The sequence below is a fragment of the Paenibacillus sp. JT22N12 genome (assembly GCF_056269365.1).
Genome location: NZ_JBWDNU010000001.1, coordinates 1,199,290 through 1,213,490 on the forward strand (window position 1 = coordinate 1,199,290; position 14,201 = coordinate 1,213,490).

Consider the following 14,201-nt stretch of genomic DNA (forward strand, 5'->3'; position numbering starts at 1 on the left):
GCTACACCCCCTGCCCTAAACCATCGTCCCATTATCATTTCCGCGGGCTCGTCACTTCCAGCCATTTCATTACAAGCTCCACCAGCTTTTCTTTCTTGGCTTCCACATCATTCATATCAGTAAACCTCACGAGCGCCCTGTCACTGGCAGCCCAGTCCAATAATCCTGTGGCATCCTCAAACAAAGACTTCTGCGCAGTGTCATCTTTTACCTTGGCCCCGCAATGAAAAACAAGCCGGAAAAATCCCTTTCCGTGAAGATTAAACGTCATTCTATCCTCATCCTCATAACAGAAGCTCGGCGCATTCCACTTTATCTGTTCGCTGATTTGCTTATCCACACCTAATATGATTGTTCGTACTGCCTCGATTTCCTTCTTCAGGGGATGCTCGAGATTGTTCATATATTCATTAACCTGCTGATGGCCAGACAATGCCATTGCCTTCTTCCCGTTGGTTCCCGATTGGTTCTTGTTGGTTGTCTCCATTTCTTCCCCCCGTTAAATGGTCGAGCCGCAGCTGTACATTCTATGCGAATGAGATTCTCTATAGCAATAGTAGCATATAATTTAACCCGCGGTTTCTTCCGCATTGCGATTCACAATCCCTATTGCGAACCCGTCATAGCCTTTACTTCCCACTGTCTGAATGGCAGTAGCCGTAATTCCCGGTTCTTCAGCCAGCAAATCATAGAATTCCCTTACTCCTATGACGCGCGGATCGCTGCTATTTTCATTTATGATTTCTCCATCACGGACGACGTTATCACCAATAATGACCGTTCCCTTCCGTGAAAAATGAAGCGCCCACTTCAGATAGGCGGGGTTGCTTGGCTTATCAGCATCGATAAATATTAGGTCGAATGGCGCTGCCTGCTCTTTCTCCAACAGGGCCAATTGCTCCAGCGCGTCCCCTGCCCGAAGCTCTACCCTGTCATCCAGCCCGGCAAGCGAGATGTTGATACGAGCTGTTTCGGCGTGATGGGGATCTAATTCTATCGTGACCAAATGTCCGCCGACCGGCAGCGCTCTTGCCAGCCAGATTGTACTGTAGCCGCCCAATGTGCCGATTTCCAGAATCCGTTTTGCGCCTTGCATTTGAGCCCAAATGTTCAATAACTTTCCCTGATTTGGCGTTACGTCAATCGCCGGCAGCCCAGCCTCATGATTGGCGGCCAACACCTTTTCCAGAACGGGATCATGCGGAATAAGACGCTCTGTAATATACCGGTCTACTTGGGTCCACGTGTTCATTTGATTCATCTTTATCACTCCTTTTTATTTTTCAACTCCATTGTAATTGAAGTATAATCATAGATATAATATATCTTTTTAGACATTTTATAATTTAAATATATGAATTGAGAGAAGGAGTGCCGCTATGAATCTTCACGCCCTACGTTTATTTCATCTGATAGCTGCGACCGGAAGTGTGACTCGTGCCTCGGAATTACTGAACATAAGCCAGCCGGCCATTACCGCCCAGGTTAAAAAATTCGAAAAAGAATTGAATCTCACCCTGCTTAAACCGCATGGCCGGGGAATTGCTTTAACCGATGCGGGAGAAAAGCTTGCTCTTCTCGCCAAGAGACTTTTTGCGGTTGAACAGCAGATCGAACAGTTCTCCCAGGATTACCGTACAGGCGCCAAAGGTCACATCCGGTTGGCTGCGACGTATTTGCCTGCCCATTTTTTGATCCCGGCCTGGATTGCCAATTTCAAACAGCAGTATGAAGAAGTGGAAATGACGATTACGACAACCAACTCCAGCGATGCCCTGAAGCAGCTTTTGAATGTGGAGGCGGATTTGGCGATTTATGGAGGTTTGCCGGAAGAATATCCGGATACGGTTCAGACCGAGGAATTGTTTCAGGACGAATTATGGTTCGTCGTGGCGCCGAATCACCGTTTTGCGAATCAGTATATTTCTTTACTGGAGATGATGAAGGAGCCGTTTGTTATGCGCGAGGAGGGAAGCTCCACACGCGAGAGATTATTTGCCTTATGCCGGACATACATCTCATCGGCTCCGCGGATAGCATTGCAGTTCAATGGATTGCATGAGTCAATCACAGCGGTTATTGCCGGATACGGCGCTAACTTCGTTTCTTCATTGGTCGTCCGCGATCATGTGGCGCGCGGGGAGTTATGCCGCGTGTATGTAGAAGGAATCCACCTAGTTAACAGCATTGCCATCTGTACCCGCAAAAACGAACCCTTATCCGCTGCCGCATCAAATCTCATTCAGATGATCCGCCGCAATCCTTATACCAAAACTTATTCTGATTTTATTTAAATCCCATTACAGCACCCGATGGGAAACCTCGCTCATCTGACGAAACCATCTGAGAAGCTCTTGTCCGATCGCATGCGGGTTCTCCTCCAGCAGATGATGGAAGCCCGTGCCGATATGGAACAGCGACAAGTTCCGCAGATTAGAGAGGCACCAATTCACTTGAGGCTCGCGTACGGTGCAGCCGGGCGTTGCATAGAACAAAATTTTCGGAATGTCACTGCCTGTAAACCACACGTTGCGCTCCTCCACGGCTTGTACAACATCGCTTGGCTCGCCTTCAACGGGAATTTGATTCGGGAACACCCACATCGGCTTCCGCTCATCCGGATTTCGGAACGGTTCCCGATACTGCTCATGTTCTTCCGGCGTTAGCGTCCGGTTGATGATAATATAAGGCATGCCTTCGATAAATACACTGTTATCCCGCATGAACGCCCACCCCTCCTCAGGATCGCGCAGCTTCTGAAACAGCTCTCTGGATTCCGGCGGGGAGAAATCCGACCAGGACGCATTCGGATACAAGGCTTGCGGCTCGATCATCGCTACGGCTTTCACATTATCCGGATGGTTGGCCGCCACCTGCAAACCAATTGCCATTCCCCAATCATGACCCACCAGGACGATATCCTCCAATCCGAGCTTTTCGATGAAGCGGCTTATATAATCGACATGCTCCAGAAAGGTGTAGCCGATATCCGGCTTGTCGGATCGGCCCATTCCGATCAGATCAACCGCAATGCATCTGGCGGATTGCTGCATATAAGGGATCACATTCCGGAACGTGTAACCCCAGGTGGGATTCCCGTGGAGAAAAACAACAGGTATCCCGGCCCCCTGATCGATATAATGCAGCTGATGACCATTCACATCAAGATAACGGGATTCGAACGGAAAATCTTCTCCAACAGGAAGCTCTTCAAGATTGGACATTTGTGATGCAGCTCCTTTATTCTTGAGTTCTGCTGTTATCTTAACATCCTTGCCCGAAGGCTCATTGTAAAAATGCGACACGATCGAATCGAAAAAAGAAGTATTCCCCGCTCCGCTGTCAGGGAATACTTCTTCAATGGTTCTTCGGTTTCTATTACATATAAAAAAACTCTTCATCAAGAAGAGTTTGGCTTGAGGGTTTGGTGCGGTCGAGAGGACTCGAACCTCCACGGCATTGCTACCACTGGAACCTGAATCCAGCGCGTCTGCCAATTCCGCCACGACCGCATAAGTTGGTATTTCTTGTGGCATATCTCTTAACCACGAGACTTATCTTATCATCCGTACAATCCGAAGTCAATCATCCGGGATAAAGTTCCACAATTCGAAATACTCAATAATTAATAGCTTTTACGCTGTTAATTCCTCCCCTCTAAAAAGCAAAAAACTCCAGCCAACTTGCCGGAGTCTTATTATCGTCATGTTACTTAAACAGTATATATAGTTATGATTCACAAAGGATCATGCAGCGGGTTCATTTCCAGGCTTTTAAAAAAGCAGGCCCCCGCAAAGCCGGGAAGCCTGCTATTGAATTCCTGTCATTTGACTCATTCAAACAAGTCGCCGAACACGTCCATCATGTTTTTCTTCTTTTTATAAGGTTTGCCGTTCTTGTCGTAGCCTCTTGAACCGTAAGCATCGTTCGAGTGATCATCCTGCCTGTAGCCGCGGCTGTCTTGATTATCATAGGAGACCTGACGCTCCAAACGGTCATATTCGCTGCGGACCTCGCGAATTCCATTCGTCAGCTTGTCCAGTTCACCGCGGTCAAGCCAAACGCCTTTGCATTCGGGACAGACATCGATGACCACGCCGTTCTTCTCCACCTCACGCATACGCGCATCATCACATACGGGACATTTCATTATGAATATCCTCCATTCGATTCATGTCGTTGCTCGGTCTTTTCTACGTTTGAATGGGGCTGAGGTTTCATGTTTTGTCCTGCGCAGCATAAAGAAGATGAATCCAGCGAGCGTTCTATTCCATAATGAACATCACCGTTGCCCCGTCCGGATAGTCCTCCAGCTGATTGCTGACCCAAGCGCCCGCTCCCCGGTTATCCGATGGGGTTATGTAGGCAATATCGGCATTCTCGCCGCCTTCCGCACACATGGCCATCGGCCACTCGTCGCGGTCAAAACCTTTTTTCGTCTCTATGCCCTTCAGAGAGGCTTTTCTATTCTCATCCGCTCCATCCCTGTCAATGGTGCAGACCCGCGACTTCCCCGCTTCAATAGCCTCTTTGATATGCTTGGCTGTCTTCGGAAAACGGTCGGTAGGAAAATGAATGGAATAATCCGCTTCTCCGTATACCGGCGCTTCCGTCTGTTCCTTCAGAAAATCCAGACGGGGAATAATAAATAGGACGATAACTGCTAATAATAGGGCGAATATGCTGCTCTTCCGTTTCAAAGTCTGAACTTCCTCCTGATTGTGCTCAATGATGCTTACTGCCACGGAAAAACTGCAATCCTGCCGGATACCATTTTGGCTTTAGACTTCCCAATTGCTGCTCCGGGGCTCAGATGCCGGCTCGATGATATAATTCCGCTTCACCTTCACGATCCGTCTGTTCGGCCGGCGGATTGCTACAACTTCATCATCCCAGGCCACTACAATTCCGATCACGTCATTGTCTTCTATGCCGTCACGGACCACACGAATCCGTGTGCCTTCCACCCGATATGCATCCAGTTGTTCCTCTGATATCACGGTTTTCGTTTGCCCCCTAACGCTCTCATCATGTATCCCTATATGTAAAAGACCCCAATGCCCAAGTTTGCTCATTGAGGTCTCTTACCCAATCTATGCTGTTGTCAGCTCACCGTTTCGTTCGAATCAATAGTTTCATACCATTCATCAAGTACGCGCGACGACATGACACGACTTGAAATATAATCAGCCTGCTTGGCTGTGAATTGTGTTTTCCAATCCATCTCAAGCTCTTCGGACAATTTGACAATGGTTAATAACTCGGACCAGGCAACATAGCGTTTGTACCAAAAAAATTGTGGATGCTCGATCATATAAGGATACAAGTCATCGAATTCCGTATGCTTGCAATCGAGTGCACGCTCAAAGTGATTCTTGGCGTCGGACAACTTGGTTTCTAAAAAATCTGCAGAAAGATTCCCCATGCTCTTGTGCCTCCCCTCGGTCAATAAGAACATTATAAGGCAAAACGGCTGAATCGAAAAGGTACTGATTGCGGAATATTTCGTTCATGAAGCTACAGGAACTGAATATGCCCGCCTTCCAAGGAGGCAATCTGAACAAGCGATTCCACACGAATCCCTTGCTCCCGTATGGTTCGCGCCCCGGCCTGAAAGGATTTCTCAACTACGATTCCAAGACCAGCCAGCTTCGCGCCGGAACGTTCAATTATTTTTATGAGTCCGCGGGCTGCATCGCCATTGGCTATGATATCGTCTATGAACAGGACCGTATCGCTCCCGGTCAGAAATTGGCGGGATACCATAATATCCGTTACAATTCCTTTCGTAAATGAGGGCACCCGCTCCGTCAGCGCATCCGGATCGGCGATCAGCGTCTTCTTCCGCCTTGCAAAAAGCAGTGGAACACCCAATGCCAGGGCGGTTGTAAATCCAACCGGTATGCCGGAAGATTCAACCGTAATCACTTTTGTAATCGAATGCTCCGCATAACGTCTGGCAAATTCATTGCCCATCGCCATCGTCAGCTGAGGGTCAACCTGATGATTCAGCAGTGCATCGAGCTTTAACACATCATTGTTGATGACGGAAGCCTCGCGTAAAATCCGTTCTTTTAACAGTTCCATCGCTTTCCCTCCACCAAACACCTTTTTACGTCTAAAGTACCATATGCAAGGCCAACTCCGCAAGCTGGACAAGCAGGAAGGATTCAAATTCCACAAGCTTTAATGCAACTTTTTGCCAGGTTTTTACGTCTAATAGTTGTCGGATGCTTTAGGGCCACTAGAGCATCAAAATGCAGGAGGTGTACGTACAATTGAATAACCCGAGATCCCGCAAGGCTGCGCGCGGGGCGGCTGTCGCTTTGCTCTCCATTGTCATTGCCGGATGCCAGATGCAGTCAGGCAATCCGTCCTCCACCGGCGACAGCGCCGCCCAGCCTCAGGGACAAGCTGACGGAAACTCTTCAGAACGCACGAACGGTCCGCAGCAAACCTTCAATCAGGACAAGAACAACGGAGATAGCCCTGTTGTTCCTGCTTCCGGTGATGACGCGAAATCCGAAGCGGATGCCACAACCGAATCAACCGCTTTAAAGAATACGGCCAAAGAAGGAAAGGCCGAGTTGAAATGGGATCCAAAGGCACCCAAGCTGCGCCAGATCTCCATCGCCGATTCCCAGGCTTCCCTGGACAAATTGCTCGGCCAGCCTTCCGAGAGCTACAGCCTGGATGATGGCGGCGATGAACTGACGGTCCACGAATATAAAGGCTACTCCATCGGCTTCGACGCAAGCAAAAAAGTAAAATTCATCGAAGTGTTCGAAAGCGATGCCGTCACCGATCTCAACGGACTGCGCGTCGGAGACAGTGAGAAAACAGCCCTGACGCTGCTTGGCAAGCCGGAAACACACACCTCAAGCGTTATCGCCTACAAAGCATCTGGCGCCCTCTTGAAGCTTGATCTGGACCCCGAAAACAACCAAATCATTTCCATTAAGCTATTTGCCGATTCCGAATAAAACCCGAACAAGACGATTTTCATGCCGGGACTTGTCATGCCTGTCCTTCTTCTCACATATCTTGTAGATAAGTGCGAACGAGAGGCAGGTCGGAACCGTCATGAAACAATTTGGAAAAGTCTTGCAGATTGCGTTCACGTATATGGGCACCATAGTTGGTGCCGGCTTCGCGACCGGACAGGAAATATTGCAGTTCTTCACACGTTTCGGCTACTGGGGCGCAGCCACTATTCTCCTGGCAACCGCCATGTTCATCTGGCTTGGAGCTAAAATGATGCTGATTGCAAGCGACATATCCGCCAAGTCATACGAGGATGTCAACAAAAAGCTGTTTGGCCCGCGTTTCGGGCGTTGGGTCAGCCATTTTATGCTCATTGTACTTCTTGGAGTCAATGCTGTTATGCTAGCCGGCGCGGGGACAATCTTCACAGAAAACTGGAATGTTTCCTATCAGACCGGACTGCTTGTGACGCTGATCGGCTGTTTTTTTCTTGTCCGCAAAGGAATGAGCGCCATACTGACAATCAATTCGATTGTTGTACCGCTGATGCTTGTTTTTACGCTGATTATCGTTGTAGACACGCTGAATACGCCTGGCTCAAGCCGCTGGATGCTGCTGACCAGCGATTATTCTCCCTTTGCCGTGTGGGCATCGCCCCTGCTGTACGCCGCATTCAATTTGTCCATGTCGCAGGCTGTGCTTGTTCCTCTCGGAGCGCAGGTGAGGGACCGCAAGACCATCATCGCCGGTGCATGGATAGGCGGAATCGGGATTGGCTTCATGCTGATTGCCGGACATATGGCTTTATCCCTCTATATGCCTGGTATTCAGCAGTATGCCATTCCGATGGGCGGGATCGCCCGCGAGCTTGGACATGGCATGCAGTGGATCTATATCGGCCTGATTTTTGCCGAGATCTTCACCACATTGGTCGCAGATATCTATGGACTGACGCTCCAGCTTAAAGAACGGATGAAGATGTCGCATACCTCGATCACCTTAATCGTACTCGTTATCTGTTATGCTGCCAGTCAAATCGGGTTCGGACCGCTGCTGTCCACGCTTTATCCGATATTCGGCCTTGTCAGTCTCGGGTGGCTCGCACTTCTGATCAAGCAGTCTGCTCCCCTGGGCAAATAGACCCTGTTTATCGTTTAGGATAAGTGGACAAGCCTGGCACTGGAAAGCCGCTCCATCAGCTTGTCCCGAATGTGATCATGACAGGTAAGCAACACAAGCTGTCTGCGGCTGGACAGCTCTCCAATGATATCTATGGCAGCCTCCAGCCGGGAGCCGTCAAAATTGACGAATAAATCATCCAGGATCATCGGCAATTCCGTCGTCATCGCCGCTTCATCCGCAAGAGCAAACCGCATGGACAGATATAACTGCTCAGCCGTCCCCCGGCTGAGAAAGATGCTGTCGACGAACTGACCGTCCGGCGTCTCAAGCCGAATCGTCTGTTCCCCCTCCGGCACGGAAATCCGGGTGTATTTCCCCTTCGACATCTTTGCCATATAGCGAGAGGCTTCCTTCAGAACGGCGGGCTGCCGCTGCTCCTCCATCAGCCGTTTTGTTCTTCGTATCATGGTCATGCTCAATGCCGCTACCGCATACCTGTCCATCAACTGCTTCAGCGCCGCTGAAGTCACTTCCCGCTGCGCCAGAAGACGTGTACGGCTGCCGGCTTGCATCAACTGCTCCATCGTCTGGCGCTGGCGTCCGCTTGTTTCCAGCAGCTCACTTCTCAGCCGTTCTCCATTTGTCAAGGCCGATTCCGCTTCCAGTTTCATCGCCTCCAGCCGGGCGGCATCGACAAATTGAAACCACTGCTCCAGACGCTCTCTCTGGGCAGAGGTGACTCCCGCATCCAGCTCTGCCGCAAGCTTGTACAGCTCCGGCTCAATTTCCTGCATCCGCTCGGATTTCTTGACCGCTTCCAGAAAACCGCGTTCATTGTCCGCGGAAACTGCCGCAAACCACGTCTCCCGCTCATCATCCAGCTTGTTAAGTGCTTCCACAAGCGAGGTCTCTGCGGTGCGAAGCCTCGCAATTTCCGTTGTTAATTCGTTCAGTCGCGCACGTGCTGCCGTTTGCTTCCCCGCTTCGCTGTGCATCAGCTTCAAGGCAAGTCCAGGTTCCGCAGACGCGGTCCCTCTGACATCCGGAAATTTTGAGCCAAGCGTCCTGACCGCCGCATCGAAGTCCGCAAGCTGCGTATCCATATCGGCAGCTTTCGCTTTCAGGCGGTCGCGTGCCTGAAGCCGAAGCGCCGCCTGCTCAGCCAGATCGGCGGTTTCTATCGCCGCCTCCGGGGATAATGTAAGCGGCAGCGCCTGCGCGGCAAGCCAGCTATGCCAATTGGCGGCAGCGGCTTGCTCCTGTTCGGCGGCCTGCGCTTGCTGGAGCCGCAGCTCTGTTTCCTGCGCGGCAAGCGAAGCGAGGCGGCGCTGCAGCTCTCTTCTGCGCTGGGCGCTGTGCTGGCCCGCGCGCAGCTGATCGAGGCGGGCATCTATCGCCGCTCTGAGCTGCTCCAGCAGCGCTGAAGGACTGACAAGCTGGCGGTGGTGCATCCCGCCGCCGCTTGCCGCCCGGCTGACCGCTGCGCCGGCAGCCGCGGCTTCCTGGATGTAAGCCCGCGATGCGGCGTGCTGCTTGTCAGCGCCTGTGGGAGCCGCAGCGGCGGGGCTGTATGCTTCGCTGCCCGGAGCGAAGCTTCGCCCAGGGGCAGCTTCACGGTCTGCCAGCAGCGCGGCGAGCAGGGCCTCCGGCTCGCTGACGAGCCCGCGCAGCGCGGCCGCAACGCGGCGGTCCGCCGCGGCAAGCGGGGCCAGCGCAGCGCGATGCGGCCCGCCGCGGCGAGCGCGGGCCGGCGCTGCGCCGGCGCGCGGCGCAGCCTGCCGCGCTTCGCGCAGGCGCAGCAGCGCCAGCGCCGCGATAGCCAGCGCGGCGCTGGCGGCGGCTGCCGCGGCCGTGGGCCAGCCGACCGCGAGCAGCGCCGCCGCTGCCGCAGCCAGCGCGCCGGCCGCGGCCCAGAGCGCAGTGCCGCCGCGGTGCCCGGCGGCGCTGGCGCCGGCAGCCCTCTGCTGCGCTTGCTCAGCGCGCAGCTGCTCAAGCTCAAGCTCCCGCCACGCGTCCTCGAACGTCCGCGCAGCATGGCGCAGCCCCTCCGGCGTTGCCGGCAGCAGCTCAGCGCCGCCAAAGTCCGCCATGCGGACAGCAGCCACTGCCTCTTCACGGCCGCCCAAGCTTCCGTCGCTCCCATGCAGCTGCCCGCGCTGCTGGCTGCCTGTTACGGCTGGAGACCCGCCCCGCCGGAACAGTTCCCTTCCCCCAGCCGTCTCTTCAATCTCGGCCAGCTGCGCCTCCACCTCCTGCGTCTGCTCCCGGGTTGAACGCAGCTCCGCCTCCGCAAGATGGCTGGCTCTCGCCGCGTCCGTCATCGCGGCTCTTGCCGCCCTCACCGTTTCACGGTCGGCGACAGTGAAACGGAAAAGGCGCAGCTGATGCTCTGTCCAGTCCGGAGCAATCCGTGACAACAATCGGGACAACGCTTCGGAATGCTCGCGCAGCTCTGCCTCCAATGCCTTGCGTTCGAGACGAACCGCATTCATCCGTTCCACTGACATCAATAGAGCTTCAATCTCATCAACAGCCTCGATCAGCTTCTCATCATAGATCAGGGAGCTTGATTCCCGTTCATGTCCCTCGGTCTTCAGCTTAATGCCGCGAAGCTCAGCAGCCGTGCGGTCATGTTCAACCGTCCACAGCTCCCATCTTCTTCTCATATCCGAAGGCAGCCTTCCGGCCGCATTCAGATCCTCAAGCTCGCGCCCAAGCGCCATGCGCCCGATCCACAGCGGTCTTGTTTCATGGGCTCGTGTCAGCAGCGCCGCCTGCTCCCGCATTGCGGGCAGGCGGCTTTCCAATTCCTGAAGCTGCTGCTGCGTCTGTACAAGTTCATCCGCCAGATCATTATAGGAGCTGATCTCGTCTTCCAGACGCCGCAGCTGCGTTTCCGTATCGTCCAATTCCTTGAGCAGCCGGTTCATCTGCTGATTGCTCCCGCGCGGACGGAATAGTCCATCCAATTGTGCGTTCAACTGCTTCTCCGTCCTGGCAATCGCATGCCCTCCGCCCCAGCCTGCGTGATACAGCTGCTTGCCCAGCTCATCGCCTTCCAGCATGCCTACGGCCTGCAGCTCCGTCAGTGTAATAGCGAATAATTGACGGTATACTCTCTCATTGACTCCACCGAGAAACAGCTGCTCCCAAGCACCTTGGAGGAGCAGCTCCGGCAGGTCTGGCGCCGCGGGCATGTCCGTGTCATTCTGCTGCCCCTCTGCCAGCTGGCCTTCATAGGGACGGACAGACAGCTTTCCCCCTGCCGTCTTGGCAAGCCGTTCCAATACATACGCTCGCCCGAGCGAATCCCGGAACAGCAGCCTGCCGCCATGACGGCCTCCAGCGGATGGCTCCTGCCGTTCGGAGGGATTGGCCCTCGTCGCAAACCCGTACAGCATCGAGCGGATAAAACCCAGCATCGTGCTTTTTCCCGCTTCATTCGGCCCGTAAATGACCGTTACCGGCGCATCGAAGCTGCAGCGAAAATCGCTCAGCTTGCCGAAGCCTTCCACATGCATACCTATCCATTTCACTTCACAGCTCCTCCTTCGCTTGTCTCCATCACAGAGGATGAAGGAACCGCTTCATGCTCCTCTGTCAGTAAACCGGCTGCCAGCTCTTTCGCCTGCTGCAGCCAGGAAAGCGAATGCCGCTCCATGCGTTCCCTTACCAGCTTGCGCATCCGGGCATTGGCAAGCAGCGGCGCAAGCGCTTCCTCCAACAGCTCCAGGCGCCCCGCTTCGTCAGCTTCAATCCCTAACATGCCGCGCAGTAGTTCACCGGTAAAGCTGTCTTCACTTGCGGCAGCCTTCAGATCCAGAACGATCCCTGTCGCCAGATCAAAACCGGTGACCCAACACCACGGCTGCTCGCCTGTTTGCCAGCCAGCCGATCCGCTATCCATCCGCTGGCGCAAGCCGTCCAGCAGCTCTGCTGCAAAGACAGGATCCATCAGCTTATTGTGCATGGCCCCCCTGCCTGTAAGTCGCAGTCTGGCGACCAGCGGCCGGCCGCCGCTTCCGGTCAGACCGTCGAGAAGCGCCCGCTCCAGCAGATCCAGCAAAGCCTGCTCATGTTCAACCCCCTCGATGGACGCCTCCATGTGTTCCCATCGGACGGTATCCAGAGCCGCGAAGGTGAGCTCCGCTTCCCTGGAGGGCTTTACATCGACGATATAACATCCTTTGGCGCCTGTTTCTCTGGAATGACGCCCTTGTGTATTTCCAGGATAGACTATATGAGGATATGTATGCAGAACGGCACGGGTATGTATATGTCCGAGAGCCCAGTAATCGAAACCGGCTGAAGCAAGCTCATTGAGCGAACAGGGCGCATATGGATCATAGGCCGGGTTGCCGTCCACATTCCCATGGAGGAGCGCGATATGGTAGGGGCCATCCGGATCCGGACGATAACCGCGGGCAATGTTGTCTGTCACGGCGCGCGCTCCATACGACATGCCGTACACATATGCGGCAAGCTCGCCGTCCTTTCGGTAGGCCGGCGCGTGTTCCACTTGCTTCGAACCGAAAATGGTCATGGATTCCGGCCATTGCAAATTAGCTCTGCCGCCGCCCAGATGATCGTGATTGCCGTGAATGACAAACAGCTGCACACCATGGGTGTGCAGCCGCTGCCATTGTTTTTGCAGCGCCAGCTGCGCGCGCAAGGAACGGTCTGCCGAGTCAAACAAATCACCGGCGATCACCACAAAATCCACATCGGCCGTTATTGCCGTTTCCACCAGCTTCTCCACTGCCCTGAAGGTTGAGCCCGCAAGTGTTTCACGCACATGATGAGGCGCGTCCGGGAGACCCTGGAAGGGACTGTCCACATGCAAATCGGCAGCATGAATAAAACGGAACGGGACGCTCATTCGCAAACTCCTCCTGCGGTATTAAGATTTCACTTCCGGTTCCGGATTAATCTCCAGGTAAACTTCCTTCAATTGAGCGATGACGCGCTGCAGCGAATATACCTTCTTCGCTTTATTCCAGGCTGCCCGGGCCAGGTTGTAGCGGAAGCTGGGATCACTGATGACTTTCTCAAGCGCCTCGCAGAGGGCCTCCGGGTCCTCCGAAGGAACGAGCAGGCCATTGACGCCATCATCGATTTGCTCTGCGATGCCGCCTACATTCGTTCCGATCAAAGCCAGCCAGCAGAGCGCGGCTTCCGCGAACACTGATCCGAACGCCTCGGCACGCGACGGAAGCACGAACACGTCGAAGAACGGCATGAATTCCTCCGGATGAAGCATATAACCATAAAAAATAATATCGTCATATAAATCCAGCTGCAGGGCAAGCTGCTCCAGCTCCGTCCGTATAGGGCCATCGCCAATGATATGCAGGACAAACGTATGCCCCTTTGCCTTTAGTCCCGCACAGGCATGAAGCAGAATATCCAGACCTTTGGCAGGCACAAGCCGGCAGACAGTAATCAGCTGTACAACCTCGTTCTCATGGGAGATCGGCCGGAAGCGCTTCTCATCGAAGCCATTCGGTATGACCTTGATCGCATCGGGATTTTTGATATAGGGGCTTATATAGCTTCTGAAGGATTCGGATACTGTCAGAATCCGGTCAACCTTGGCTTCCAGCTCACCGTAGATCGATGTCAGGAATTGATGCTCCTGTCCGCCCTCCCGGATCCTGCCGTTCAATATGAGCTCCCGCTCATAGCTGGAATGAATCGTCATCATAAGCGGCATTTCCGGATACAGCTTCTTCATCGCAAGCCCCGCTATGGGATGATGCGCGTGAATCAGGTCGTATGATTTATTAATCCGCATTCGCGTCCACCACAAGTAGTCGCGATAGGTCTGAATATATTTATCAACAATCGGGTTGCCTTCGTACTGTCGTATATCGAACGTATCGAAGCTGACAGCGTCCTGCCCCTTGCTTCTGACCCTCTTGGGAATAGAGAACAGCTCCATCTGCCAACCCATCTTATTGAACCGCTCTTGGATATACGGAACCATTGAGGACACACCACCGGGCTGATCCGGCGGAAAAAACAAAGCTTGTAATATGTTCATTCTTGTCCTCCTCAAATGTATTCTGTTAAGAAAACATATCATCGCAAGCATA

The 14,201-nt window shown here is 53.5% G+C and carries 14 protein-coding genes and 1 tRNA gene; 3 read left to right on the plus strand and 12 right to left on the minus strand.

Features of this window, described 5'->3' with window-relative positions:
* Positions 1 to 34: 34 nt before the first annotated feature.
* Complete coding sequence (locus AC0YOA_RS04955; protein WP_475785667.1) at positions 35 to 487, minus strand: DUF1801 domain-containing protein; 453 nt, start codon at positions 485 to 487, stop codon at positions 35 to 37.
* 81 nt (positions 488 to 568) lie between these two features.
* On the minus strand, positions 569 to 1,261 hold the full coding sequence (locus tag AC0YOA_RS04960; RefSeq protein WP_475785668.1) for an O-methyltransferase: 693 nt from the start codon (positions 1,259 to 1,261) through the stop codon (positions 569 to 571).
* 118 nt (positions 1,262 to 1,379) lie between these two features.
* Between AC0YOA_RS04960 and AC0YOA_RS04965 the strand changes: the two genes are divergently transcribed.
* The gene (locus tag AC0YOA_RS04965) at positions 1,380 to 2,294 is read left to right on the plus strand and encodes a LysR family transcriptional regulator (RefSeq protein ID WP_475785669.1); all 915 of its coding nucleotides are present in this window, start codon (positions 1,380 to 1,382) and stop codon (positions 2,292 to 2,294) included.
* 6 nt (positions 2,295 to 2,300) lie between these two features.
* On the opposite strand, the gene AC0YOA_RS04970 is transcribed toward AC0YOA_RS04965, so the two are convergent.
* The 7 genes from AC0YOA_RS04970 to AC0YOA_RS05000 form a co-directional block, all read right to left on the minus strand.
* Positions 2,301 to 3,224 carry a haloalkane dehalogenase gene (locus tag AC0YOA_RS04970; RefSeq protein ID WP_475785670.1) on the minus strand — a complete coding sequence of 308 codons (924 nt, stop codon included), beginning with the start codon at positions 3,222 to 3,224 and terminating at the stop codon, positions 2,301 to 2,303.
* 201 nt (positions 3,225 to 3,425) lie between these two features.
* Positions 3,426 to 3,512 (minus strand) — tRNA-Leu (locus tag AC0YOA_RS04975).
* Between the two features lie 320 nt (positions 3,513 to 3,832).
* On the minus strand, positions 3,833 to 4,150 hold the full coding sequence (locus tag AC0YOA_RS04980) for a TFIIB-type zinc ribbon-containing protein (RefSeq protein ID WP_210039564.1): 318 nt from the start codon (positions 4,148 to 4,150) through the stop codon (positions 3,833 to 3,835).
* Between the two features lie 115 nt (positions 4,151 to 4,265).
* Entirely contained in the window at positions 4,266 to 4,700 is a 435-nt protein-coding gene (locus AC0YOA_RS04985) for a NucA/NucB deoxyribonuclease domain-containing protein (protein ID WP_475785671.1), read from the minus strand.
* An 81-nt stretch (positions 4,701 to 4,781) separates the two neighbouring features.
* Positions 4,782 to 5,000 carry a hypothetical protein gene (locus tag AC0YOA_RS04990; RefSeq protein WP_210039566.1) on the minus strand — a complete coding sequence of 73 codons (219 nt, stop codon included), beginning with the start codon at positions 4,998 to 5,000 and terminating at the stop codon, positions 4,782 to 4,784.
* Between the two features lie 104 nt (positions 5,001 to 5,104).
* The gene (locus AC0YOA_RS04995; protein WP_210039567.1) at positions 5,105 to 5,425 is read right to left on the minus strand and encodes a hypothetical protein; all 321 of its coding nucleotides are present in this window, start codon (positions 5,423 to 5,425) and stop codon (positions 5,105 to 5,107) included.
* 92 nt (positions 5,426 to 5,517) lie between these two features.
* Positions 5,518 to 6,087: a xanthine phosphoribosyltransferase gene (locus tag AC0YOA_RS05000; protein WP_475785672.1), complete on the minus strand. Its 570-nt coding sequence runs from the start codon at positions 6,085 to 6,087 to the stop codon at positions 5,518 to 5,520.
* Between the two features lie 191 nt (positions 6,088 to 6,278).
* Here AC0YOA_RS05000 and AC0YOA_RS05005 point away from each other — a divergent pair, with 191 nt between their 5' ends.
* Entirely contained in the window at positions 6,279 to 6,983 is a 705-nt protein-coding gene (locus tag AC0YOA_RS05005) for a hypothetical protein (RefSeq protein WP_475785673.1), read from the plus strand.
* Between the two features lie 100 nt (positions 6,984 to 7,083).
* Positions 7,084 to 8,124, plus strand: coding sequence for a YkvI family membrane protein (locus tag AC0YOA_RS05010; protein WP_475785674.1), 1,041 nt, complete (start codon positions 7,084 to 7,086; stop codon positions 8,122 to 8,124).
* A gap of 14 nt (positions 8,125 to 8,138) precedes the next feature.
* On the opposite strand, the gene AC0YOA_RS05015 is transcribed toward AC0YOA_RS05010, so the two are convergent.
* Genes AC0YOA_RS05015 through AC0YOA_RS05025 form a run of 3 tightly spaced genes read right to left on the minus strand, consistent with a single transcriptional unit; the run spans position 8,139 to position 14,149 of the window.
* Entirely contained in the window at positions 8,139 to 11,642 is a 3,504-nt protein-coding gene (locus AC0YOA_RS05015; RefSeq protein WP_475785675.1) for an AAA family ATPase, read from the minus strand.
* A complete protein-coding gene (locus AC0YOA_RS05020; RefSeq protein WP_475785676.1) occupies positions 11,639 to 12,985 on the minus strand; it encodes a metallophosphoesterase family protein in 1,347 nt (448 codons plus the stop codon). The genes AC0YOA_RS05015 and AC0YOA_RS05020 overlap by 4 nt, the downstream gene beginning before the upstream one ends.
* 21 nt (positions 12,986 to 13,006) lie before the next feature.
* Entirely contained in the window at positions 13,007 to 14,149 is a 1,143-nt protein-coding gene (locus AC0YOA_RS05025) for a glycosyltransferase family 4 protein (protein ID WP_475785677.1), read from the minus strand.
* Between the last annotated feature and the right edge of the window lie 52 nt (positions 14,150 to 14,201).